This is a genomic window from Wolbachia endosymbiont (group A) of Chalcis sispes, assembly GCF_964026765.1.
GTDB lineage: Bacteria > Pseudomonadota > Alphaproteobacteria > Rickettsiales > Anaplasmataceae > Wolbachia > Wolbachia pipientis.
Map to the genome: position 1 here is coordinate 1043813 of NZ_OZ034697.1, position 25197 is coordinate 1069009.

22 protein-coding genes and 4 pseudogenes are annotated in these 25197 nt (G+C 34.6%); 14 read left to right on the top strand and 12 right to left on the bottom strand.

What is annotated here, in order from left to right; genetic code table 11:
• Positions 1 to 7: 7 nt before the first annotated feature.
• Both AAGD72_RS05290 and AAGD72_RS05295 read right to left on the bottom strand, forming a co-directional pair.
• Positions 8 to 964 carry an IS5 family transposase gene (locus AAGD72_RS05290; RefSeq protein WP_341814569.1) on the bottom strand — a complete coding sequence of 319 codons (957 nt, stop codon included), beginning with the start codon at positions 962 to 964 and terminating at the stop codon, positions 8 to 10.
• A 272-nt stretch (positions 965 to 1236) separates the two neighbouring features.
• Complete coding sequence (locus AAGD72_RS05295) at positions 1237 to 2703, bottom strand: hypothetical protein (protein ID WP_341814735.1); 1467 nt, start codon at positions 2701 to 2703, stop codon at positions 1237 to 1239.
• A gap of 135 nt (positions 2704 to 2838) precedes the next feature.
• Between AAGD72_RS05295 and AAGD72_RS05300 the strand changes: the two genes are divergently transcribed.
• Positions 2839 to 4113 (top strand): APC family permease, encoded by a 1275-nt coding sequence (locus AAGD72_RS05300; RefSeq protein WP_010082345.1) that lies wholly within the window; start codon positions 2839 to 2841, stop codon positions 4111 to 4113.
• A 142-nt stretch (positions 4114 to 4255) separates the two neighbouring features.
• Here AAGD72_RS05300 and AAGD72_RS05305 read toward each other — a convergent pair whose 3' ends face one another.
• From AAGD72_RS05305 to AAGD72_RS05315, 3 genes are all read right to left on the bottom strand, one after another.
• Positions 4256 to 5212 (bottom strand): IS5 family transposase, encoded by a 957-nt coding sequence (locus AAGD72_RS05305; protein WP_341814569.1) that lies wholly within the window; start codon positions 5210 to 5212, stop codon positions 4256 to 4258.
• 207 nt (positions 5213 to 5419) lie between these two features.
• Complete coding sequence (locus tag AAGD72_RS05310; RefSeq protein ID WP_341814736.1) at positions 5420 to 6388, bottom strand: IS110 family transposase; 969 nt, start codon at positions 6386 to 6388, stop codon at positions 5420 to 5422.
• 320 nt (positions 6389 to 6708) lie between these two features.
• Positions 6709 to 7161: a hypothetical protein gene (locus AAGD72_RS05315; RefSeq protein WP_015589289.1), complete on the bottom strand. Its 453-nt coding sequence runs from the start codon at positions 7159 to 7161 to the stop codon at positions 6709 to 6711.
• 140 nt (positions 7162 to 7301) lie between these two features.
• Between AAGD72_RS05315 and AAGD72_RS05320 the strand changes: the two genes are divergently transcribed.
• A complete protein-coding gene (locus tag AAGD72_RS05320; RefSeq protein ID WP_010962945.1) occupies positions 7302 to 8336 on the top strand; it encodes an aspartate-semialdehyde dehydrogenase in 1035 nt (344 codons plus the stop codon).
• Positions 8337 to 9219: 883 nt separating this feature from the next.
• Here the strand turns inward: AAGD72_RS05320 and AAGD72_RS05325 are convergent.
• Entirely contained in the window at positions 9220 to 9714 is a 495-nt protein-coding gene (locus AAGD72_RS05325) for a Smr/MutS family protein (protein WP_341815141.1), read from the bottom strand.
• A 92-nt stretch (positions 9715 to 9806) separates the two neighbouring features.
• Between AAGD72_RS05325 and rlmB the strand changes: the two genes are divergently transcribed.
• The 3 genes from rlmB (at position 9807) to AAGD72_RS05340 (ending at position 11910) form a co-directional block, all read left to right on the top strand.
• The gene (gene rlmB / locus AAGD72_RS05330; RefSeq protein ID WP_341814737.1) at positions 9807 to 10571 is read left to right on the top strand and encodes a 23S rRNA (guanosine(2251)-2'-O)-methyltransferase RlmB; all 765 of its coding nucleotides are present in this window, start codon (positions 9807 to 9809) and stop codon (positions 10569 to 10571) included.
• Between the two features lie 79 nt (positions 10572 to 10650).
• Positions 10651 to 11373 (top strand): Bax inhibitor-1/YccA family protein, encoded by a 723-nt coding sequence (locus tag AAGD72_RS05335; RefSeq protein ID WP_151807787.1) that lies wholly within the window; start codon positions 10651 to 10653, stop codon positions 11371 to 11373.
• Positions 11374 to 11910, top strand: a complete 537-nt coding sequence (locus AAGD72_RS05340; protein WP_341814738.1) for a cytochrome c oxidase assembly protein — start codon at positions 11374 to 11376, stop codon at positions 11908 to 11910.
• A gap of 253 nt (positions 11911 to 12163) precedes the next feature.
• On the opposite strand, the gene AAGD72_RS05345 is transcribed toward AAGD72_RS05340, so the two are convergent.
• Positions 12164 to 12862, bottom strand: a complete 699-nt coding sequence (locus AAGD72_RS05345; protein ID WP_341814739.1) for an ankyrin repeat domain-containing protein — start codon at positions 12860 to 12862, stop codon at positions 12164 to 12166.
• Between the two features lie 118 nt (positions 12863 to 12980).
• Here AAGD72_RS05345 and AAGD72_RS05350 point away from each other — a divergent pair, with 118 nt between their 5' ends.
• The 4 genes and pseudogenes from AAGD72_RS05350 to AAGD72_RS05365 form a co-directional block, all read left to right on the top strand.
• Positions 12981 to 13958, top strand: coding sequence for a quinone oxidoreductase (locus tag AAGD72_RS05350; RefSeq protein WP_341814740.1), 978 nt, complete (start codon positions 12981 to 12983; stop codon positions 13956 to 13958).
• 451 nt (positions 13959 to 14409) lie between these two features.
• Positions 14410 to 15238, top strand: a pseudogene (locus AAGD72_RS05355) (IS4 family transposase); the annotation flags it as partial.
• Between the two features lie 60 nt (positions 15239 to 15298).
• Positions 15299 to 16088, top strand: a protein-coding gene (locus AAGD72_RS05360; protein WP_341814566.1) for an IS5 family transposase whose coding sequence is annotated in 2 segments (ribosomal slippage) — positions 15299 to 15559 and positions 15561 to 16088 — 789 coding nt in all. Because the reading frame shifts where the segments join, the coding sequence is not laid out codon by codon here.
• Positions 16089 to 16094: 6 nt separating this feature from the next.
• A pseudogene (locus AAGD72_RS05365) lies at positions 16095 to 16273 on the top strand (IS4 family transposase); the annotation flags it as partial.
• Between the two features lie 193 nt (positions 16274 to 16466).
• Here AAGD72_RS05365 and AAGD72_RS05370 read toward each other — a convergent pair.
• Positions 16467 to 17406: pseudogene (locus tag AAGD72_RS05370) on the bottom strand (IS110 family transposase).
• Positions 17407 to 17622: 216 nt separating this feature from the next.
• On the opposite strand from AAGD72_RS05370, the pseudogene AAGD72_RS05375 reads away from it, so the two are divergent.
• The 4 genes and pseudogenes from AAGD72_RS05375 to AAGD72_RS06445 all read left to right on the top strand — a co-directional run.
• Positions 17623 to 18030 (top strand): annotated as a pseudogene (locus AAGD72_RS05375) (IS4 family transposase); the annotation flags it as partial.
• A 157-nt stretch (positions 18031 to 18187) separates the two neighbouring features.
• Entirely contained in the window at positions 18188 to 19801 is a 1614-nt protein-coding gene (locus tag AAGD72_RS05380; RefSeq protein ID WP_264707260.1) for a hypothetical protein, read from the top strand.
• A 177-nt stretch (positions 19802 to 19978) separates the two neighbouring features.
• A complete protein-coding gene (locus AAGD72_RS05385; RefSeq protein WP_022626382.1) occupies positions 19979 to 20326 on the top strand; it encodes an IS630 transposase-related protein in 348 nt (115 codons plus the stop codon).
• Positions 20327 to 20517: 191 nt separating this feature from the next.
• On the top strand, positions 20518 to 20829 hold the full coding sequence (locus AAGD72_RS06445; protein ID WP_022626381.1) for a transposase: 312 nt from the start codon (positions 20518 to 20520) through the stop codon (positions 20827 to 20829).
• 416 nt (positions 20830 to 21245) lie between these two features.
• On the opposite strand, the gene ubiB is transcribed toward AAGD72_RS06445, so the two are convergent.
• Together ubiB and AAGD72_RS05395 are read right to left on the bottom strand one after the other, a co-directional pair.
• Entirely contained in the window at positions 21246 to 22676 is a 1431-nt protein-coding gene (ubiB, locus tag AAGD72_RS05390) for a 2-polyprenylphenol 6-hydroxylase (RefSeq protein ID WP_070356945.1), read from the bottom strand.
• Complete coding sequence (locus AAGD72_RS05395) at positions 22673 to 23413, bottom strand: metal ABC transporter ATP-binding protein (RefSeq protein ID WP_038199232.1); 741 nt, start codon at positions 23411 to 23413, stop codon at positions 22673 to 22675. Before AAGD72_RS05395 ends, ubiB begins: the two co-directional genes overlap by 4 nt.
• Between AAGD72_RS05395 and AAGD72_RS05400 the strand changes: the two genes are divergently transcribed.
• Entirely contained in the window at positions 23405 to 24286 is an 882-nt protein-coding gene (locus AAGD72_RS05400; protein WP_341814741.1) for a zinc ABC transporter substrate-binding protein, read from the top strand. The genes AAGD72_RS05395 and AAGD72_RS05400 overlap by 9 nt on opposite strands.
• A 393-nt stretch (positions 24287 to 24679) precedes the next feature.
• Here the strand turns inward: AAGD72_RS05400 and AAGD72_RS05405 are convergent, their stop codons facing one another.
• Complete coding sequence (locus AAGD72_RS05405) at positions 24680 to 24955, bottom strand: helix-turn-helix domain-containing protein (protein ID WP_010082632.1); 276 nt, start codon at positions 24953 to 24955, stop codon at positions 24680 to 24682.
• Positions 24956 to 24980: 25 nt separating this feature from the next.
• On the bottom strand, positions 24981 to 25181 hold the full coding sequence (rpmG, locus tag AAGD72_RS05410; protein WP_010082633.1) for a 50S ribosomal protein L33: 201 nt from the start codon (positions 25179 to 25181) through the stop codon (positions 24981 to 24983).
• Between the last annotated feature and the right edge of the window lie 16 nt (positions 25182 to 25197).

The window sequence follows — 25197 nt, forward strand, 5'->3', positions numbered from 1 at the left end:
AATAAATTTATGAAGCTATCTCAAATTTAGCCATACCAATATCAGTGAACTTATTGAGCAAATAGCATTTAACAAGTAGTTCCTTCTCACGATTAATCTCAGATTTGCTCCTAAAACTAAACCCAAATATTCGCTTCAACCTTGAGAAAAATCCTTCAATATACGATCTTTTTCCGTAATTTACTTCTTCTTTCCATCTTTTTATACCATTCTCACCATGTAATTTCATTAACTGAATAGCGGCATTTCTATCAAGCATATAATCCAATTTTGGATGCTCTGCTGCGTTGTTTTTCGGAGGAATTTTCGTTTTTATACCATATTGATTACACAGCTTATAGAGCTTTTCTCTATCATATGCCCTATCTGCATATAGTACTTTTATGACATACTGAAAATCGACTTCTTTTAGCAAATCACAAGCTCCATAGTGATCAGAGTAGACACCATTACTGTATTTTACAGCTATGGCTTTTTTGCTGTTTGTATTCAACATTACATGCAATTTTCTTGTCTGTTCATAGCTGCGATACTTTCTATCTTCGCTATTTTCCTTGCTATGACCAGGAGTGTTGTTGTATATACTAATTCCTGTACTGTCTATAGCAATTTCGATATCTTCCATATTATTTTTATCAATTCTGCAATCATTGATCTTAATATTAAGTTTCTTAAACCTTCTTGATGATTGTGAATAGCTGATAACTTGCAAATTTTTCCCAATTTGCTCAAGGTATCCTGCTATAAACCCAACTGTTTGCCTCAGGCCTATTCTAAATAAACAAGTTATTATGTGCACCAAAATTACAACTTTATCGCTATAAATATTGTTGCCACCTGGTATTTTTGGACCATTCTCGTACCACTTTTCTATGGCTTCGTTGATATAATGAAAAATATTTCCTCTTTTTTCTAGAAATTTGTTATATTCGCTATGGTTACTGACCCTCATTTTTTGTGGCATATTTTTTCTTTCAAGGTTAAATGGCTATTTTATAATGAATTTTGTCAGTAGCCACCAGATTTTTTCAGTTGCTATGCAACAAAGCCATTCCAGTGCCAAGCACTGGAATGACACCCTCCCTTGTGGAAATTGCTCTCAAATCACAATGTTCGTACAGCTATGGATTCATTCGCGGTATAGATTCCGCTAACTAGTAGCGGAATGACGAATTTGTTGTTTTAAAATTGTCAGTAAATCTAAGTCAGTTTAGCTATATAGCACGAACTAAACCACTAAGCAGCAGAAGACCTTGCATGACCTCCAAAAAATGCTTTTACTCTTTCAAGATAAGTAGGTGGTTCTGCAGGGATTTCTATTTCATCTATTTTAGAATATATTGCCGCGTCTACGACTTCATCCGTTATTAACTCCCTTAACCTTTGTTTTATCTGCCCTCTCTGAATATGCTCCCCATAGTCGTTATAAAACTTTACATATAATTCCTTAAACACAAATTCTTTTATAGCATCTCTTGTATAAGAAATGCCGTCCTTTACTTCATCACTCACGTTGCTCAAATCCACTTCAGAACTTGGTGAATACAAATCATCAAAATTTTCTTTCAAAACTTTTATCTTATAGTAATGCTTATCCACATATCTCTCAAAAAATCTTTTAGTAGTATACCTAGCCAACTCTCCTATTTGCCAAGGCTCTAGTTGAGCTGCAAAGTTGTTTTCTGCTTCAAGGCCATTTAATGCATAAATAATGCGGAGAAGCATTCCAGGACCACATTGGCGGTTACTTTCATCAAAGCGAACCAGTAATATAGATTTCAATAGTTCTACGTCTGAATTTTGCTTTCTTGCCGCAATTAAAACTAAATTTATAGCCTGTGTCAATGTCAATCCGGTTTTTGAATCTACCCAATTTACCCACTCCCCAGTTTCATAACCATCCAATCTTAGATAAGGTTCTATCATTCGTTTTTGCTGACTTGTTAAACCGCTTATATAACTTTTAAACTCTTCATCTAACTCATTTGATGGTGCCCCATATTTTTCCTTTAATTCTTTAGCACATTTAATGGTGCTTTCTTCAAAACTTCTAGTATGAACACTTTGACTACCAGTGCCCACATCACTTACATTAAACAAAAAGCTTAGCTGCTTTACATTCAAACCCAAAGGTGAAAAGAGTTTTACTGATGGATATTTTATTAACTCAAGAAGTGCTACTGGAATTAGCAGTGCATAATTTAACAATAATAAACCAAAATTAAATATAAGAAACTCACGTAGAGCTGATACCTTTGATGCAATGTACAAAAATGGAAGCTGTAGGTAATATATCAAGTGTATACTGAAGAATAAGATTTTGTCCTTTAATTTTATTGTTGGATCTTTATAAACCTCAAACAACATGCTATTGCTATCAATATTGTCGTTTTTAAAGGAGGTATAGTTGTTTATGATCTTCTCTTGCAAGGGAAGAAGCATTTTATTCAGGCAAATAAACGCAGCAATAACAATAAAACCTGTAGCCAAAAATGCTAGTGCAGGGCTAGAAGTGCTTGTAGATAAATAGGCATAAAGACCATCAACAATTAAGTTTTTGTATAATCTTTCAAAGGGACGAACTAGAATCGGGTCAAGGATATAGTTAACAAGAAGATTTAAATAATACACGAGAAACAAAAGTGCAATCAAAAATGCAATAATACTACAAACAACCAAAAATGCTTTTAATCTCGGATTCATAACCCCCTCTTAATAATCTGTTAATATAATCTATTTTAGGAATAAATTGAAAAAAATGCAAGTTTTTATGTTAAAAGATCAATTGAAATTTCTGAGTTTAGGGTATATTGTTAATCTATTTAGATAAGAATTATTGTGTCAAATAAAATAGGTTTTTGGGCTATTTTTGCCTTAGTGATTAGCAGCCAAATTGGCTCTGGAATTTTTATGCTTCCAATTAGCCTTGCTCCATATGGCATGTATAGCCTTATAAGCTGGATAATATCAGGGCTTGGTGCTATATCTCTTGCTTTAGTTTTTGCCTCACTCTGCGCAAAATTTCCGGAAACGGGTGGCCCTCACGTCTATGTAAAGCATGCTTTTGGCCCTGCTGCAGCTTTTTTTGTTGGTTGGACGTATTGGGTGATCTCATGGGTTAGCACAACAGCCGTAATAGTTGTGGGTGTTGGTTATCTTACACCATTTTTCCATGAAGATATTCAAAACGTACATCTGTTTTTAGAGATGTTATTACTTACAATTATTACACTAATAAATTTTAGAGGAGTAGCTACTGCTGGACGTGTTGAGTTTTTATTGACGGTGATAAAAATTTCTGTATTGCTTGTAATACCTATAGCAGCATTGTTTTTTTTTGATAGAAATAACTTCATCATAAGTGAAGAAATATCAAATCTTACAACATCGCAGATTCTTGCCCGTTCTACACTTATTACTCTATGGGGTTTTATTGGAGTTGAATTGGCAACAGCACCTGCAGGGTCAGTTGATAATCCAGCTAGAACAATACCAAGAGCTGTGGTACTTGGAACAATCTCTGTTGCTGTTGTGTATTTTATCAACAATCTTGCAATTATGGGATTAATAAATGGCAATGATTTAGCAAGTTCAAGAGCACCATATGTTGACGCAATAAAAATTATGGCCTCTGGCAATTGGCACTTGATTATTTCTATAACTGCGTTCATTTTTTGTGTTGGTACTTTAAACGCTTGGGTACTAGCTAGTGGACAAGTGGCCCTTGGCCTTGCAAAAGATAAACTGATGCCACAGTTTTTTGCTCAAAGAAACAAGCACGGTTCTCCTTTCTGGGGCATAACAACTAGCTCAGTTGGAACTGCAACTTTACTAATCCTCACTTCAAGCAACAATTTTGCTAAGCAGATCACATCAATTATCGACTTTTCTGTAGTTTCATTTTTATTTGTTTACCTTGCATGCAGTCTTGCTTTTCTCAAAGTTATTGTGCAAGAAAAGAGTTGTTACAAATTTTTAATTGGCAGTATAGCAACAACCTTTTGCTGCTGGGTAATATTTGAAACTTCTGTGAATACCTTGCTGATCGCAAGCTTATTCACTGCAAGTGGCGTACCTCTTTATTTATTTTGGTATCGCAGAGTTTCTGTATAGCAAATGTTATGTATCTGTTCAGCAGAGTGGCAAAATAAGGTAGACGAGAAAAGACAACTATAGGAAGAACTGGATGCCAGTGCGTGACACTGGCATGGCTTTGTTGCATCGCTCTTCGGATAGTAGGTAACGCACAATAAATTTATGAAGCTATCTCAAATTTAGCCATACCAATATCAGTGAACTTATTGAGCAAATAGCATTTAACAAGTAGTTCCTTCTCACGATTAATCTCAGATTTGCTCCTAAAACTAAACCCAAATATTCGCTTCAACCTTGAGAAAAATCCTTCAATATACGATCTTTTTCCGTAATTTACTTCTTCTTTCCATCTTTTTATACCATTCTCACCATGTAATTTCATTAACTGAATAGCGGCATTTCTATCAAGCATATAATCCAATTTTGGATGCTCTGCTGCGTTGTTTTTCGGAGGAATTTTCGTTTTTATACCATATTGATTACACAGCTTATAGAGCTTTTCTCTATCATATGCCCTATCTGCATATAGTACTTTTATGACATACTGAAAATCGACTTCTTTTAGCAAATCACAAGCTCCATAGTGATCAGAGTAGACACCATTACTGTATTTTACAGCTATGGCTTTTTTGCTGTTTGTATTCAACATTACATGCAATTTTCTTGTCTGTTCATAGCTGCGATACTTTCTATCTTCGCTATTTTCCTTGCTATGACCAGGAGTGTTGTTGTATATACTAATTCCTGTACTGTCTATAGCAATTTCGATATCTTCCATATTATTTTTATCAATTCTGCAATCATTGATCTTAATATTAAGTTTCTTAAACCTTCTTGATGATTGTGAATAGCTGATAACTTGCAAATTTTTCCCAATTTGCTCAAGGTATCCTGCTATAAACCCAACTGTTTGCCTCAGGCCTATTCTAAATAAACAAGTTATTATGTGCACCAAAATTACAACTTTATCGCTATAAATATTGTTGCCACCTGGTATTTTTGGACCATTCTCGTACCACTTTTCTATGGCTTCGTTGATATAATGAAAAATATTTCCTCTTTTTTCTAGAAATTTGTTATATTCGCTATGGTTACTGACCCTCATTTTTTGTGGCATATTTTTTCTTTCAAGGTTAAATGGCTATTTTATAATGAATTTTGTCAGTAGCCACCAGATTTTTTCAGTTGCTATGCAACAAAGCCCACTGGCATCCAGTTCTTTCGCGCAGTTCCATCAAAAACGTTGTAAAGGATTAATCGCTTTCGTGTTTACCAACTTAGTGCCCAATCTGGATCCCAGATACTGTCTCTGCTGTCAAACAAATTATCCAACAAAATTACAATTAAATGGTTGATTATTTTTAAGAATACCAAAAAAGACATGCATTAATTTTCGCATTAACGCAAGAACTATGACTTTTGGACATTTGCCTTTACTTGCTAGACGCTGACAAAACTTTTGAAAATGATTATTATGGTTTTTGACTACTATAGCTGGCATATAAAGAGCTTTTCGAATACGCTCAGATCCTATTTTGCATATGCAACTTCTCTTACTTACTGACGATACCGATTGATAATGTCCTGGATTTAGACCAGCAAAAGCTGTAAATTGTTTAGCATTGTCAAAGTTATCAACTGATGGCATTTCTGCGACAACAGCAACAGCAGTAAGATATCCTATACCTTTTATAGTCTTAAGGTTTTCCACCATATTTTTTAGATGTGGATAGTTATTTATATGCTCATTAATTTCTTTTTCGAGAACAATAATTTGCTCCTCTATTGCCAAAATTACTTTAGATATAGCTTCTTTGCAACTGGAATGCATATTTTTGTTTTCCAAGCGATTTGTCTGTTGCACCTTATCATCTTTTAGCGATTGCATGCAACGGTAAAGCTCCCTCAAATGCCTCATTTCAGGTGCAATGGGCTTCCAAAGAGCAGGTTTGTTGGCGATACAAAATCTAGCTATCATAGCTGCATCTGATTTATCTGTCTTATTTCTGAGCAGCTCACTTTTGCCAAAAGCTTTGATTTGGGCTGGGTTTACTATACTGACATTATGTCCTAAATCGTGCATAAAAGTAGCCAAATCTTCTCCATACCAACTAGTTGCTTCAAGACATAAATGAGTAAGATTTGCTCCATGGCCATTGCACCAAACTACAAGTTTTGCAAAACCATCTTGATTATTTTGAAAGACTTTGTGTCGTTTTTTACTGTCCACTAACAAACAAACATCAAATTTCTTTTTTGAAATATCCACACCCAAAATAGCATTTACTTGCATAAAATTGCCTCCAAGACTATAAATAAACTGAGAGTTTAGACTAACCTTGTAATACGGGATATAATTCCAAAAGATACTGTTCAGTCTTTAACTCTATGGGAGGGAAGCAAAATCTGGCTTAATGGCATTAGTGTCGCATCAGCTTCACCCTCCCTGTGAGGTATTTTAGCTCTAATGCCTCACATCATAAAGATACAAGTGTCACGCACTGGGATGACGAGAAAGGAGCACTGGAATTTTTGTTTCAATATTTGTACATGAGCCATGCATCTGAACAGATACAATGTTATAACTAGAGATAATTTTTAAATGATTGATATTTATGAACTACGACTTTTCTTGTTGTCCACTTGTTCAACATTACCCTTCTCAAGTTTACTATCTACTTCTTTTGTGTGTTCATCATCTATACTAGTTTCATCTTTTATCTTACTAGGGTAATCTTCCTGCGATTTTTTATATGCTTCCATGTTGTCATATATAGGGTTACTGATGATTTCTATTTTTTCAGGTGTGAAAATCCTTGCTAAAAATCTCCTTATTATTGGTATTGACCTTAAGAGATCTCTTAGCTTTGAAGATTCTTGTCTTTTGTTTAGAGACTGTTGGTCTATTTTAGAGGTTTTTACACCATACTTTTTATCATCAAAATTTATTGTAGGCTTTCTTTTATTCGAAAGAACACTTTGGGCCTTTGATCCATTGGTTCCTTCAGGCCCTTGAGGTGTAGACATTGCAGGTTTAACCTTAGTTTCATCGTATTCCTTACTCATCTTTCATTTCATTATGTAATATTACTAATATTGCATAATAATAGCTAAATTACAATTAATTGCAAGGTAAAAATATTAAAACAATTGTAAATTTTGTCAGTAAAAATATAATAGAACTTTAAAATTAGAGGTTCATCTATATGAGATACAAAATTGCTGTTATTGGAGCAACCGGAAGAGTAGGGCGTGAGGTATTAAGCACGCTTGCTGAATTTCAAGATGAGGCGATAGATTGCGTTATTGCACTTGCATCGAAAAAATCAGAAGGGAAGAAGGTGAGCTTTGGTGACAAAGAGTTAACAGTTTTATGCCTTGAGGATTATGACTTCGTTGGAACTAATGTAGCCATTTTCTGTGCTGGATCTCATGTTTCTGAAGAGTATGTACCAATTGCAACACAGGCTGGATGCATCGTGATAGATAACAGTTCCCATTTTAGAATGAAAGAGGGTGTGCCACTCATTATTCCAGAGATTAATAAAGAAAAAATTATGGAATATAAAAACCACAACATAATATCCAATCCAAACTGTACTACAATACAGATGCTGCTAGTACTACATCTATTACACCAAAAAGCAAAAATAAAGAGAATCGTTGCTTCAACTTATCAATCAACTTCTGGTGCAGGCAAAGCAGCAATGGATGAGCTCTATGACCAGACAAAAAAAATCTTTATGAACGAAGCTAAAAAACCCAAGATATTCTCTAAGCAAATAGCATTCAATTGCATTCCCCATGTAGGAGAATTCATGGAAAATGGCTCTACAGAAGAGGAATGGAAAATGCAAGAGGAGACAAAAAAAATTTTAGAGGAAGATATAAAAGTTACTGCAACTTGTGTAAGGGTACCCGTCTTTATCGGTCACGCTATGGCAGTAAATGTGGAATTTGATCAACATATCACTGAAGAACAAGCTCGTGAAGTGCTAAGTGAAGCCGAAGATAGTGGAGTTTTAGTGTACAACAGGCGTGAAGATAGTGAATACATAACTCAAATTGATGTTGTACAGGAGAATGCTGTATATGTATCGCGTATTAGAAGAGACAATACTGTTGAGCACGGATTAAATATGTGGATAGTGGCTGACAACCTGCGCAAAGGCGCAGCATTAAATATAGTGCAGATTCTTGAGATTTTGATAAGAGAGCATTTGTCAATCAAGTGCATATAGAGCGCACGTACGTTGTAATTCGAAGGAAATTTGTATACCACATGGCAGCGCGTGACGCTGGAATGGCTTTGTTGCATCGCTACTTATGAAAGGCTAACTATAGTTAGGATTATAAGCAACCTATTGAAAATCTTGTTTTTTTGCAATCAATCTGATCAAATTTAAGAATAGTAATTTGTTATTTATATTAATAAATTTAATTCTATTGAAAATAGCTAAAGCATTGAAATTCTTGAATTTTAGCCGGATTGGTAAATGGTAGTGAAATTTCTTTTACTCAAATTTAGGTATTCACTGACCGTTCTTGTTATAAATACCAGAATAATAAGCTACTGATATTCTCCACCTTTTTTATCTTTAATCCATCATAGCTAGCGATGCAACAAAGCCGGCTGGATTCCAGTGTCAAGCACTGGAATGACACCATTTGCTGTGCAGTTTACCTTCAAAAATGAATGTTCGTACAGCTATGGAATAAATCGCGGTATGACGGTTCGCAGCGTTATAGTAACTCGTCACCCCGCTACTTGTTAGCGGCTGAGATACCGCGGCGGTATGACGTAGAAGCTATACTTTTATACTCACCAACTCAGTATCCAATCTGGATCCAAGTAGTCAAGCTATTCGGATGACACCCTCATAAAGTGAAATGAGATCCCGCTAACACGTAGCGGGATGACGAGAAAGGGGCTACTCGGATGACACCCTCATAAAGTGAAATGAGATCCCGCTAACACGTAGCGGGATGACGGGAAAAGAGGTACTGGGAGACATCCTTCCTGGTAGACCCAAATCACAATGTTCGCACAGTTGTGCGTCACGCGCTGCCGAACACTGTATGGTTATACAAGAAAAATTAAGGCTTAAAAGGAAACTTAAGCAGCTAATAGGACCTAAGCCTTCTTAATAAAACATAAAAAGCTCCTTTACCACCATGTTTTTTCGTAGCTTGCTGGTAGTATAGAACCATATGCTGGATTTTAGTATCATTTAACCACTTATTTAAGTTATTCTTTATAGTGTCTGTTTTATTTGTTGCACTGCCGTATCCCGTAATTACCAATAAACATCTATTCCCTGCTCGATAATTTTTGATAATAAAATCTATCAATTTACAGTAAGCATCCTCTATATTATAGCCATGCAAATCGAGCTTGTCGCTTATAAAATATTTACCCCTATCAATCTTTGATTTTGTGTTGTAGTCAAGACAAAATGATGAGTTACCATTATTGGTATTAAGAAAATTCCCTTGTAAGTCGGAGGTACCTTTATCAACCATAGACTTTATATTTACTTTATGATCAACTTTCAAAGTAACTTTTCCACATTTTATTGGCTTAACATTTTTTTGCCAATCCAACTCATCGTCCGACATAAACGCATTAATCGAATTGTATAATTTTACAACAATATTCAAACATAGTAAAATGTTGCTTATTCTATAAAAACCAGATTTTCGATAATACGATGAAATCGTCAAAAACTAATGAGAATTTTTGGCTGTATGGAAAGCACACCTGCATGTCAGCACTGAAGAATAAAAATAGGCGGTGTATAGAACTGTTAGTAACAGAAAATTTCTATAGAGAACACGAAAAAGAAATTAAGCAATGTGCAAATAGTAAGGGCATTAAAGTTCGATTAGTAGAAAACAAAATACTTAATGACGTTTTATCTAAAGGTGCTAACCATCAAGGAATTGCTTTAAATGTTGCCCCTATTCTTCATAACTTAAGCATCGAAGAAGTAGCTGAAAGCTCAAACGACAGCTCTACTATAGTCATTTTAGATCAAGTCACTGACACGCACAATATTGGATCAATTTTAAGAACTTCAGCTTGTTTTAATGTCAACGCATTGGTTTTACCACATAACCATTCACCAAGTGAAAATGCATCTATTGCAAAAGCAGCAAGTGGAGCATTGGATATTGTCCCACTAATATACGTTACAAATATAGTAAAAACTATGCAGTATTTAAAAAAGGTCGGTTACTGGTGTTATGGGTTTGATTGCAATACTAAAGAAAATATAGATGAAATAAAGAGTTTTGAGAAAAAAAGAGTAATTATTTTTGGTTCTGAAGAGAAAGGGGTACGAAGACTAGTTAAAGAAAACTGTGATTATCTTTTAAAAATCCCAATGTCAAACGTAATTGACAGCTTAAATGTCTCAAATGCAGCAGCAATAGGCCTATATTCTATTTATATTAAAACAAATGCCAGCGCATAGCTGTTTATAATAAAAACACTTGATAAAAATATGGTTTTATATTATAATGTGTTAAGTAATGGATAAAAGGAGTTATATTATGTCTTACATGAGAAATGAACAGGATATCCGCTCTCAGGGCGTTTATTATAGCGCTGGGCTCAGAAGTTACCTAACTAAAGTATATAACTACATGGCTTTAGCTTTAGGCGTTACAGGGCTTGTTGCGTTTCTAACGGTATTTTCTGGTCTTTTTCAGGTGATTTATTCTAATCCCGTCCTATCGCTTGTGGTAATGTTATCTCCAGTTGCATTGGTGTTCTACATGTCTTATAGAATTCAACACCTAAGTGCTCAGTCTGCCGTTACTATATTTTTCTCGTTCTCAGTGTTAATGGGGCTTTCCTTATCTTATATTTTTATAGTTTATACTGCAGAAAATATAGCAAGGGCGTTTTTCATTACATCAATCATGTTTGGCTCTATGGCTTTATATGGTAATACTACAAAAAGAGATCTTACAAGTATGGGCTCTTTCTTGATTATGGGAATCTGGGGGTTAATCATTGCGTCTATAGTAAATTTATTCCTTGGAAGTAGTCCTCTCTACTTTGCAATATCGTTTATATCAGTAATAGTATTTACCTTAATGACTGCGTATGATGCTCAAAGAATCAAGGACGTTTATTATAAACATAATGACGGATCAGAAGTTGCTACTACTAAATTGGCAATACTCGGTGCAACTAATCTTTATTTTGACTTTATTAATATATTTCTCAATCTACTCAGGTTACTTAACTTGTTCAACAATAGGGATTAGATGTTTTCCTTTTTAAGGAAAGGCAGTAAGAATTCTATAGTTTTCTTTCTAATATCTCTAGTTGTATTGATGTTATGTCTTGCATATGCATCGGTGCCTCTATATAGCATTTTTTGTAAAGCTACTGGGTATGGTGGTACAATAAGAAAAGTAACTAACACAACAACAAATATAACTAACCAAAAGATCAGGGTCCATTTCAATGCTGATATAATGTCCGATCTACCTTGGGAGTTTAAATCAGAAACTAACTACATTGATGTAAACATAGGAGAACAAAGTTTAACGTTTTATTACGCAAAAAATCTATCTGATCAGCCTTCATTTGGTATGGCAGTATATAACGTTACGCCTTTCAAAGCAGGTAAGTATTTCAATAAAGTTGCATGCTTTTGTTTTGAAGAGCAAATGTTGCTAGCAAAACAAAAAGCAGCTATGCCCGTATCTTTCTATATAGATCCTGAGATAATGCTTGATAGTAATACAAAAGATTTGAGCGAAATAACACTATCATACACGTTTTTTAAGCTTAAGTAATAAACTTTTTCCTATTGTCACCCAAGCAGCGTGAGCTATAGCTAAACTGACTTAGATTTACCGACAATTTGAAAAACTGTCATTCCGCTACCCGTTAGCGGGATCTATGCTTTGAGATACCGCGGCGGTATGACGTAATCCGATAAGGTAAACCTCGTCATCCCGCTACTTGTTAGCGGGATCTCCGCGGCGGTATGACGTGTTAGCTATAGAAGGAGTGCGTTGTTATTCAAATAATGATTAGGCAACAGATCTATTGAATTGAGCAGGAGTTCTTATTTGCTTTTTGCGCACCGACTACTTGTGTCTCAGTGCTTGGTGTTATCAATTCCCATCCTTCATTATTTGCTTCACAAGCATCCCAATACTTAGCCAATTCCTTATTATTTTTTACAGAATTTGGCACTTCTATGTTGGGATTTTTTTCTAATGTATGCTTAATTAGAATCTTACAGCAATCTTTGCATTCAATTGACTTCTCTGCATCATATAATTCAGTAACACAATCTAAAGCGGTATTTCCACCGTAGTGTTCATGTGGGCTATCACTTACCCCCGCTTCTATGAGAGCCTTTAACACGTCTGGAGAACGAGTCAAAGCGCAGGCATGTAAATATCCTTTCTCATTTTGCACGTTAGCCCCTGCTTTTATTAAAACTTGCGCTAGATTTGGTAAAGCGTGAGGCTTGTGATTAATAGCAATAGAAAAAAGACTATCTACTGGAAAGCCATCATAGTCTTTCAAATCAAATTTGTGATTAATATCAAAACCTTTTTTTTCCCAAGAAGCATATAAATATTCATAATAGTTTTCTTTGCTTGAAGTTCGCATTCCACTTTCTAGCCTTTCTTTTATTTTTTTTATTATATTACTAGTATCTAAATCGTTATCTTCATCCACTTTGTACAACACATTATACAAAACACTATAAAGCCAAGTTTCTCTATTCATTATAATTTATACCTTAAAACTATTAATATACACTTATGTAGTATATAAACTCTAAATAACATTTTGCAAAATATTAATTGTTAGATAACATAATCAAAGTTTTTATCTTACATTCATCATGGTTAGAGCTATACAAATAAAAAAAACTGGGGGACCAGAAGTATTAGAATTTGTAGATAAGAGTATAGGTGAGCCAAAAGGCGAGGAAGTCTTAGTGCGTCACACAACTATCGGCTTAAATCGTTATGATTTAGAGCACAGAAAAGGTACGCGCAAAATTAAAAATTTACCATCAGTGCTTGGGGTAGAAGCAGTGGGAGTTATTGAAAAGCTTGGTAAAAAAATCAGTGATGGGTTGAAGGTCGGAGATAGAGTTGGATATTGCACAGCTCCTCCAGGGGCATATTGTGAAAAGCGCATTATACACCAGAAATATCTGATAAAAATCCCAGATGACATATCTGATGAAGTTGCTGCTGCAGTGCTGTTTAAAGGTATGACAGCTCACTATTTAGTTAATCAATCTTATAAAATCAGGCCTGGTGCTTTTGTGCTAGTTCATGGGGCTAATGGTGGCTTAGGACAAATAATATGCCAATGGGCAAAGGATAAAAAAGGTGTAGTGATAGGTTCTGTAAGCTCTGATGAAAAAATGAAGATAGCTTTACAAAGTGGCTGCACATACGCAATAAACTACAATGATAAAGACTTCGTTTCTAAAGTTATGGAGATTACGCAAAACAGAGGAGTAGGTGCAGTGTATGACCCTATAGGTTACGCTACAAGCAAGCTTTCTTTTGAATCTTTAGGCAGGTTCGGCATATACGTTTCCTATGGGCAGATATCAGGTAACGCTCCTATTAGTTTTTCTTTACTTAGTTCACGTTCGTTATTTGCAACTGGAACCTCAATATACCATTATAAGCATGATAGATTCACATTAGTGCTTACCACAATGGAAATCTTCGAGATGATAAGAAAAAAACTTTTAACTGTACGGATCAATAAAAAATATAAATTTGATGAAATAATTCAAGCACATCGTGATATGGAAAATAGAAAAGCGAGTGGGTTAAATATTATCAAAATCTCTTAAATAAATTAGTAATTTAAACTAACCATTCATTAAATTATATCAACTAGAATTTCACATATTTCATTCTCCTTTTGGGGGAATTAAAAGCATATAGCTAAACTGACTTAGATTTACCGACAACCGTCATCCCGCTACGTGTTAGCGGAATCTATACCGCGAATAGACTTCTTGCATAACCCAAATTAAGTAGAAAAAGGTATCATCCGAGTAGCTGACACTGGTTCCTTTATGACGGTAGTAGCCCCCCTTCTCCTGTCATTCCAGTGCTCTCTTCTTGTCATCCCAGTGCCCAAACACTGGGATCCAGTTTCACCTTATGATGGTGTCATGAAAGTAGCTGACACTGGTTTCCATCCAAGACGGCGTCATTCCTTACTATTACCCACAAATATAAATGGACTAAAAAGTAAAATATTACAATATTAAAGTTTGCAAATATTGAGGGTGTAAAATGGCAAGTAAAAGTAGTGAATGGGCTAAAAATGAATTTGGAGATGCCGTACTTGGAGATAAAAGGTTAACTGAGCGATTAGTAAAGATTGCTGATATGTTTGACAAAATTACCTGAAAGTTAGATTAATCAAGCATGTGAAAGTTGGTCAGAAGCAAAAGCAGCATATCGTTTTTTTTAAAATGAGAACGTAAAAGAAGTCGATATTCTAGCTTCACACATTGATAAAACAGTTGAGAGAACAAAAGCTCACAAGAGGGTTCTTGTCATTCAAGATACCAGTTACATTGTATATAATAACCATAAAAAAACAAGCGGATTAGCAAATTTGTCCAGTTATGATACTGCAAAAGGTATTATAATGCATACAGCTCTTGCCGTTAGTATAGAAGGTTTGGTACTAGGGATACTAGATCAAAAAGTTTATTCAAGACCTGAAGAAACTGAGAACCTTAAAAAAAAGAGCGATCGCATTGAAGATAAAGAAAGCGTAAAGTGGTTGGAAACTTTAAGAAAAACAAATAATATTATTGATCCAACTCAAACTGAGACTATAACTGTATGCGATAGAGAAGCAGATATATATGACTTTTTTGAGCTTGCACATAGTCTTAATTCGGCAGTGCTAGTTAGAGCATGCAGAGATAGAGCAGTAAATAGAAAATCTCGATATCCTGAAAAAGGTGAGCAGAAGTTATGGGCATTTATTAAATCCTCTCATTGTGCAGGTACGGTAGAAGTTGAAGTTCCTGTAAAAGATAATAAGCCAAAAAGAACAGCACGTTTGGAAGTTAGATTTGGAAAGTTTATGATGAATCCATCTAAGAACCTGTTTAAAATCTCGGAGAGATGAGGTAAAATAGTGGTAGATTAAGAATGAGGTATATCTATGCGTAAAAATTATCCAAGTGATATGAGTCGAGAGCAATTTGAAAAAATCAGACCAATACTAGAGAGTAGCAGGAAGAAAACGAGACCAAGAAAACTTGATTTGTATGATGTATTTCGTACAGTGTTATACGTCCTAAAAAGTGGTTGCCAGTGGAGAATGTTGCCAAAAGATTTTCCAAGGTGGGAAAGCGTATATTACTATTTTCAAATGTGGAATAAAAAGAATGGAGAAGAACCAAGTTTGTTGGAATTAGTTTTAAAAAAAATTGGTTGGAGAGATCCGTATCAACAATGGTCGGAAAGAGAAAACTAGCTTCTGTATAATTGATGCTCAAAGTGTTAAAAACACAGATACTGCTGAAAAAAAGGGCTATGATGCAGGTAAAAAGATTTCAGGCATAAAGCGTCATATTGCAGTTGATACTCAAGGTCTACCACATGCAATTTATGTAACAACAGCAGAAGTAACTGATCGTAGTAGCGCTGTAAGAATGGTTGAAAATGCTAAAGATACCCTTTCTGAAGTCAAAAATATATTGGTTGATGCAGGCTACACAGGAAAAATTTTTGCAACCCAAATAAAAGATATTATTGGTGCAACTGTTGAGGTAATAAAGCGCAGTGAATTACATTCTTTTGTTGTATTGCCAAAGAGATGGGTTGTTGAGCGTTCTTTTGCTTGGTTAGAAAAGTGTAGACGGCTATGGAAAAATTGCGAACGTAAACTCAATACCAGCTTGCAAATGATTGTCCTTTCCTTCATTTCTCTCCTATTACGAAGATTTTAAACAGGTTCTAAGAATAATATTAGGCATAAGACGGAAGAACTACCTAAATTACCACTTTATGCAGTTTATGTTGTTGAGAAAACTCCCCTTCCCTTAAAAAAAAACCGCTAGAATGGATGCTATTAACGAATCTTTCAGTTAATACTTTCGATGAAGCTGTTGAAAAAATTAGTTGGTATCAACTATGTTTTTTAAAAATTTTTTTATTTGTGTAATTTTGCAAATTATATGGGCAATAAAAACCCGTTTGTCATAGAAATAGAATTTTATATCAAACAGCTACCACAGCAATTTCTGCTTAAGCTAATGAATATGTGCTTTAAGTCTGTGCGGACGCACATATTCATTAGCCAATTTCAGTTACCGTTGTGAAGATTTTTAAGTATGCAAATTAATTGCTTCTTTAAGTCTTGTATTAGCAATTACTATAATTTTACGCATTAGGGCTGTTATAGCCACCATCTTCTTCTTACCACTTTCAACAAGCTTAGAATAAAAGGCGCCAAGTATAGATTTTGACCTTGTAGCAGCCATAGCGGCTGTAAAGAGCTTTGAACGAACGTTACTTCTACCACCTGTAATCCTTCGGTAACCAACAGCTTTACCACTTTCTTTTGGATGCGGTGCAACTCTGGCAAGACTTGCTACTTCTTTTCTATTTAAGTAACCAAGCTCTGGCATTAAACACAAAAAATCTTGTGATAACTTTTTACCTATTCCAGGAACTGTTTTAAGAATTTTTTGGCGTTGTTGTAATTCGCGGCTTTCATCAATAATCTTTTGTATAGTATCATTGAGTTCGTTTATTTGACTATCGAAAAACTCAATGGTCTTTTGACAGCTTTCTTTTATATGATCATTTTCCGGTGCTTCAAGTTTGCATTTTTCTTGAGTTCTCATTTGCGTAATATCATCACGACGTTGACAAAGTGCAGCCAAAGTTGATTGTTCTGTAGAGGTAGGTACAAATAGAGAGATAGTTCTATGGCGTTCAAATCCATATTGAGCAAGAGCTCTTGCATCTAGACTTTGCTAAAGTTCCGTGAGATAAAATAAAGCTTTTTACTTTACGAGTATTAGCTCGATGCACGGCAATATTTTTGTCGGTAAGAAAATGTGATAAGCCAAGCTCATATTTCCCTGTATTTTCTAAAGTCACTAAAGCATTAGGTAGAATATCTGAAAACTCTTGAAATAATTGTTGCCAACCAGAAGCATTATTATCAAATTCGACAGCATTCTTCTGTTTGTGAATTGCAACGACATTTTTAAATTTTCCGATGTCAATGCCAATAAAATTTTGATAAGATGTAACCATAATAAACCTCGATAGTTTTAGTTAATTTAAGATTGTAAACGGGTGCATATATATGTCCCAAGCAACTATTCAAACGTATCGAGAGATAGGGCTAGCGTACCTTGATACCAACGGTTGTAATACCAATTTCCTTTCGGTCGCGCACGCCCGCTATTCCTAGTGAGCAGGGTTATCTTTCTCTCTTATCTCTTTTATATCACGTTTTTAACTTACAATTGCCTTAGATGGAAAATAGAGATATTACATAAAATTTTAAATCCGGTCTCAAAGTTGAAGAATGTAGGCTTGGAATAGCAGAAAGATTAATGAGGTATTTAACAGTCATGAGCATTATTGCTTGGAGAATTTTCTTTATTACATCAATTGCAAGAACTAACCCAACATTACCATGTACTGCCTTATTAGCTGAGGAAGAATGGAAAGTTTTATATGTTAAAATACACAGGAAACCATGTCCAAATATAGCCCCTACTATAAAAGAAGCCGTTTCGTGAACTTGGAGGTCATTTAGCAAGAAAAAATGACCCAAAACCAGGACCAATTACTCTTTGGAAAGGATATAAACGTCTCTTTGATTTAGCAGAAGGATGGCGACTTGCTCACGAACCTCATATTTGTGGGTAATAGTAAGTTGTTAGCGGGATCTGGAGATACCGCGGCGGTATGACGTAGGGAAATCTTACTTATTATAGCTATAGTTCTACATGAATTACAAAAGTAACATTTACTAGATCTTAATATTTTAGATCTATATTTTAATAAATAATGAGCTGTAATTAGTATGAATAATCCATTTAAAAGTGAGAACTATAAAAAAAATCTCGATTCTCTGATCAAAGCTGTAAAGCTAGGAAATGCAGAGAAACAATATAACAAAACGTTAAGGGATTTATCTCATGCATTAGAAGGTTTTACAGGTGAGGCAAAAGGTATAGCTGAGTTTGTTATATATACTGACTTGAACAATTATGTAGAACAGCCATTAGGTCTTTTTAAAACATTAATGAATAGAATTTTGGGAAAAAATTTTCCAACCAAGAACAGTAGTATAAGTAATTTTGTAAATGATGAGTTGTCAAGTTTCACTTTAGAAACAGCAGCTAAGTATACAAGAATTTTAAAAAAAATTGATCTCTTGGAACAATTAGAAAAAGATTTCAGAAAAAATAATATTTTAAAAGATTCTTTAAATTTAGAACAAAGTGAAAAGAGTCAAGGAAAAGATAGATCGCACGAAGTGAGTTTGGAAGGTAGAAAGCAAAAGGAAAGTACTTTTGAGCTGCGAAAAGAAGAACAGCCGAAAGAAAAATTAGGTGGTAATCGCATGAGGCAAATAAAGCGACCAACAACAGCACCTCCGGCTGCTCCAGATTTGAGGAAGGTACGCTTTAAATCAGAAATATCCTCAGATGGAGAAAGCAAGGCAAAGTCTACATCTTCTTTACTAAAAGGAGCTAATAGTTTTAGTATGCCTGATGCTAAGGAAAATCCTTCTGAGGATTCAGGCTATGAAAGTTCATTAGATCAGGGGTCTGAATATGAAGACATATCAAATTATCAAGAGAAAAAGCAAAAGGAAAATCCTTTATATGAGCAGAGAGAAGATTTAGGCTATGAAAGTTCATTAAATGAAGAGTCTGTATACAAAGAGATATCAAATTATCAAGAGAAGAAGAGTAAAATTTTAATAGAAAATTCGCAGAGTTCAAAATCGCCCAAAGAAGAGCCAATTTATGCAACAGTTTCTAAAGAACATATAGAAGCAAAAAGAGAACGTAAGCAGAAACAACAACCTCAATCCCTCGTACCACCAAAACCACCGCAAGTGCCAAAAAAAATGTTTACTACTGGTCAAGAAGTTAGACAAGAATCGAAAGTGGTAATCAAAGATAAACCTGCAGTACCGCCAAAGCCTAAAAATCTAAGCCGTGCTAATCAAAAAGTAAGCACAGAGCCAAAAGTAGTAGGAGTAATTCTTAAAAAATCAGCTGAAAGAGTACCACTAAAATCTGAAAATCAAGACAATAGGAAATCAGCACAAAAAGCTGCTGGTAAGGCGATACCAAAAGTAGCAGCAGCTACTATGAAAGGAGGAGCTAATCGCGAGATGGGCAGTAAAGTAAAGGCATTAAAAGAAAAATTTGAGCAAAATCAAGCAAAAGGAAATGCTAATGTACAGCTTGCTGAAAGCAAAACCACTCCAGCAGCACAAGCGGATATCGGTGTGAAGAAAAAACAATCTCATTCATTTCTAACAGAGAATAAAAGATCTGCAACGAAACACGTAACAGCAAAATCTGATCCAAAATCTCATGTCAGCAAAAATTCCCTTCTCACGCATGCAAATGTAAAGGAAATGGTTGCACAAATTGAGAAAGGAAAAGGAGGAAGATAGTAACATTTGGGAAAAAAACATATGTGTCAAGTCAAGAGATTGTGAGCAAATTTAGGAAATTATAGCTAAACTGAATTAGATTTACCGACAATTTGAAAAACCGTCATTCCGCTAACTATAGTATTTTCAAAAGCGAATGATAAAGGTATAATATGTTTTTTTAAAGTAGGGAAAGCAATGGTATATAGTGTAGATTTAAGGGAAAAAGCAGTGTCTTTGGTAGAAAAAGGAAAGTCAAAGGTTGAAGTTGCAGAGGTTTTTGAGATAGGGATAGCAACACTATATAGATGGCTAAAAAAGAAAGCTACTGGCCAAGGTCTCAAAGCGGTAAAAAGTACTGGTTTTATTCGAAAAATAGATCCAGAAATACTCAAAGAATATGTCAAAAAACACCCAGATCACACACTAGCAGAAATGAAACAAAACCTTGGCTTTGGGATAAGTGCAATTTGGTATAGATTAAGACAGCTAAAAATAACCTTTAAAAAAAGTCACATTCTATCAAGAGCGCAATCAAGAAGATAGGCAGCAATTTATCGATAAAGTCTCAAAAATAGACCACTGTAGCATTTTATATATAGATGAAGCAGGAGTTGATAATAGACTATACCGAGAATATGCACGAGCTCCAAGAGGAGAAAAAATATATGCTGATGTTCCAGGAAAAAAGCGGGAAAGAGTGAGTATAATAGGTGGATGAGAAGTTTATTGCACCAATGACCTTCACAGGAGGGTGTAATAAAGATATATTTAATGTATGGTTAGAGCGAAGATTACTTCCACAATTACAGCGTGATACAACCATAGTTATGGATAATGCTACATTCCATAAAACTCCCAAAACAAAGTCATTAATAGAGTCTTTTGGCTGTCATTTGCTTTATCTTCCAACATATTCACCTGATCTAAATCCGATAGAGCATTGTTGGCACACCATCAAAAGTTGCCTCAGACCTCTAATGCATCAATGTACAGACTTACACCTTTTAGTTGGTAATACCATTTTAGACGTTTATCATTCGTTTTAGAAAATACTATAGTTGAAATAGCGCAGTTACTCACCCCATAAATTTGGTGCTCTCTTTCAATCAAAGGTGTCTTGCTGCTTGAAATGTTTTCTTTGTAAAAATTTGGCTTATCTTTATATCATCTCATTCAAACAGCATTAACATAACTTATGCCTTTTTTGGATGTAGAAATTTTCTAGGAATTGTCTTTTTGAATTCTATGGTATTTTGTTTAACATTGAAACAAGAGGCCAGTGTCACGCACTGGCATGACACCCATTTGTTCCTATAGTTGTCTTTTCTCGTCTACCTTATTTTGCCACTCTGCTGAACAGATACATAAAGAAAGTGGAAAATTGGACATTCTCAACTCGGCTCCTGCAGATTAAAAATTAAGTTGAATAAAAATTGGATTTGACGCAGTTTTTTCCCATAGTTTAAGAAATTAAAAGTTTAACGATTAGAATTATAATTACAAACCACAATAAAAAATAGACTTTTCCATTTGATTTATTTTTAATTTGGATGTTTTCTAATTTTTTATCAGCTATTAGGTTTAATTTTTCTATAAGGCTAAATATCCCTTGGATTGTTTTTACAGGATAAGAACTTCTAATTTTTTCCCTATACCCTATTTTATTTTCATGTTGACTGCTTATCCACGCTTCAACTACTTTCCACATATTGATTTCTGAGTAGATCTTTCTACATGTCCCTTCCAGTAAAATCATAGTTTTCTGCAGCAATAACAATTGTGTTTGAACTTTCATATCAAAATCACCAGTTATTTTTAATAGCTGAGCAAGTAAACTAGCAAATGAAATCTTCTGTATAGGCTGCCCAATAATGGGTTCACCTATTGCCCTGCAAGCTGTGACAAAATTTCTATGCTGTGATGAAACATAACCAGCCCTAAAGTGCATTTTTGCAACGTGATCATAATCCCGATTTAAAAAGCCTTTGAGTATCTCTATAACGTAATAGCATGTCTCACGATCTATTCTACCCATGATTCCACAATCCAGGGCAATAATATTGTTATTACTATCAACCATTAGATTTCCAGGATGCATATCAGCATGAAAAAAACAATCCCTGTATACTTGATTGCAAAACGATTCTATAAGATTGATAGCTATTTGCTTACGATTATTCAGTTTTTCAACTTCGTATATTGGCGTTGCTTCTATCCATTCTAATGTTAAAACCTTTTTCGAAGTTCTATTCCAATCTATTTCAGGTACGTAAAAACCTCTGTCATTTTTTGTGTTTTCCTTTAGTTCCGAAGAGTGAGCAGCTTCAAAACGTAGATCTAACTCTAATCGGCAAATTTCAGCAAAAGTTTTGACTAATTCAATTGGCCTCAGCCTTTTTGATTGTTCGCTAAATTTTTCTGCAATTTCTGCAAGCCAAGAAAGCATTTTTATATCCCTTGAGAATGTTTTCTCAATATTTGGCCTTAAAACCTTCACAGCAACTTCCTTACCCTCAGTTGTAACCGCTCTATGCACCTGAGAAATCGATGCTGCTGCAATTGGCTTTTCAGAAAAGCTTGAAAAAATGTCGCTCAATTTACAATTAAACTCACTTTCTATAGTTTTAACTGCTATTTTATGTGAAAATGATGGCAATCTATCACATATCAATAACAAGTTATTTGTTATATCCTCATTTAAAACATCAGTACGTGATGAGATAGACTGCCCAAACTTAATGAACACCGGACCTAATTTTTCAAGAGCACACTTTAGCTTGTGGCCTTGTATTTTATTTATTGATTTTTTTGATGGTGGAAGTAAATAAGGTAATATATTGTAACGCGTCAGCACCGTAGTTATGTGCAGAAGACGCAAAATATTTTGAATCATTTCGCTGCGTAACTGCTAAATATTTCATTTAGGGTTCTATTTTTCATAATCTCATCAGGCTTGCCTTGGCAATAGATAGTATTATTTATACAAATTATGTAATCTGAGGATGGTAGAGCAGAGTTAAGATCATGAGAAGTCATAAGAATCGATACCAATCGTTTTTTTGCTATTTTATTTATAATATCATAAAATTTAGCCCGCGCGTTAATATCCATTGCACTAACTGGTTCATCTAGAATGATCAAGTCAGGCTCTGCAATTAAACAACGTGCAAGCAGTAATAATTGTGTTTGCCCTGCAGAAATTTCTAACACTTGATTTTTCAAAATGTTACCGATACCAGCCAACTCTATCGTTTCTGTAATAATGGATTGATTTTTCTTTAGTCTTTTCAAGGAGCTATTTAAAAGAAAATATTCAACTGTTATTGGCATCAAATTACTAATACTAAAATTTTGCGGCATGTAGCTAATTTTTGTGTTCTCAGCTAACACAATATTTCCAGTATAATTTTTATTTATACCAGCAATTGCTTTCACTAAAGAGGTTTTACCTCCACCATTTGGACCAAGTATTGTAATTATGTCTCCTCTTTCCATGAACATATTGATATTGTCAAGGATTCTTTTACCATCATATGCGAGAGCAAGATTTTCTATTTTTAGAACACGATTATTGACATTATTCAATTTATTGACAAAATTTAACTTCTTCTCAACGTTTATATGAGACATTTACTGGCTTTTTTTCTATTACTTTCACTTACACTATACTATAATATTGCCTTTTCATCCAATTTAAAAGTTGTAGCTACAATCAAACCTATCCACTCACTTGTAGCTTCTGTTACAGAAGGGATTTTAGAACCGGAATTGCTTGGCTATGCAACATCTGCACATAATTATATATTAAAGCCATCTGATGCGAGTAATTTAGAATCAAGTGACGTTATATTTTATGTTGACGATAACTTAGAGACGTTTGTTCAAACTTTCGCCAAAAATAATAAAGAACTAGTGCAATTGTCAAAGGCAATCAACCTACTTCCTACTCGGCCACATTCATTTTCTAGAAAAATCACTCACATTCAAGATGAAAAAGATTTACACATGTGGCTGAGTCCCGAAAATGCAAAGAGCATGATACTTTCTATAAGTGCAACATTGTCTGACATAGATAAAGGAAATTCCCATCGATACAGTTCTAATGCAACAAAAGCTATAAAAAAAATAGACCAAGAAGTAAAAGAAATTATGAAAGAACTGAATGATTTTAAAAATCAAAAATATATCGTCACTCACGATGCTTATCAATATTTTGAAAAATATTTCGGTCTAAATCATCCAAGCGCTATTCTTTCCATAGAAGAGGATTCTTACATAGGTATGAAGAGTTTAATGAAGCTAAAAAAGATAATGAAGGAAGAAAACGTTAAATGTATATTTGCTCATTCACAGGAAGATAGCATAAAGCCTAACGCCCTTTCTAATGACGCAAAAATGGTAATTCTTGACCCTATTGGATCAGACATAGAACCTGGAAAAGATGCATATCTAGCTATAATTAACAGCATTGCACAAAATTTTAAGTCTTGTTTTGTTGAATAATAAGTTCTTTTTAAAATGCCTCTGACTTACTGTTTTATTGTTCTGCAAATCAAGAAGAAGTGAGTTTACAACAAATGGTGTCATTCCAGTCTGGAATCCAGCTTTTTCATAATCATCAAAACGTTGTATTTTAACATAAAACGGCTACTTTTATGCTTACTAACTTAATAAAATTCCTGGATCCCAGACTGGGATGACATCGTAGGGGTGCTGGCCTGATAACCGTCATCCCGCTACTTGTTAGCGGGATCTAGAGATACCGCGAATGAATCGCGGTATGACGGTTCGCGGCGGCATGACGATAAGGTTTATACCTTGTCATCCCAGTGCTTGACACCGAGATTGATTTATCTTGTCTACCTTATTTTGCCACTCCGCTGAACGGATACCATATTATGCAGGTTTAGAATTATGCTTTATTCTTACGTTTATGTCTTGGCCCAATACAATCAATAAGTTAAGCAAGTATTCTAAGGAGAACCCTTCGATTTTTGACCTATTGATTTGAGATACTTTAGGTTGATCAATCTTTAGAGCGTTTGCTGCTTTTTTCTGTGTTGTGTACTTCTTACTTATTAATTGTGCAATGACCTTTATTAATTTCAGTTTTGTATCTTTCACATCCCCCAACTCTACTATTATAGGATAACTTAATTGTAAATTTTGCATAATAATAAAATTCCTTATAAAAAAATTACTTTAGTTTTTCTTCTTTAAATAACACATGCCTTCTGACTACTGGGTCATACTTCCTAAACTCCAGTTTTTTGGTGAGCTTTTTTGGATTACGCTTTTTTACATAAAAATAGCCAGTTGATTTTTCTTCACCAGTTTTTGTTATCTTGATTGCAGTGCTGACTAACTTAACGAGCAAAGAAGCATTTTTTTTCGCCATACTTATAATGATATAA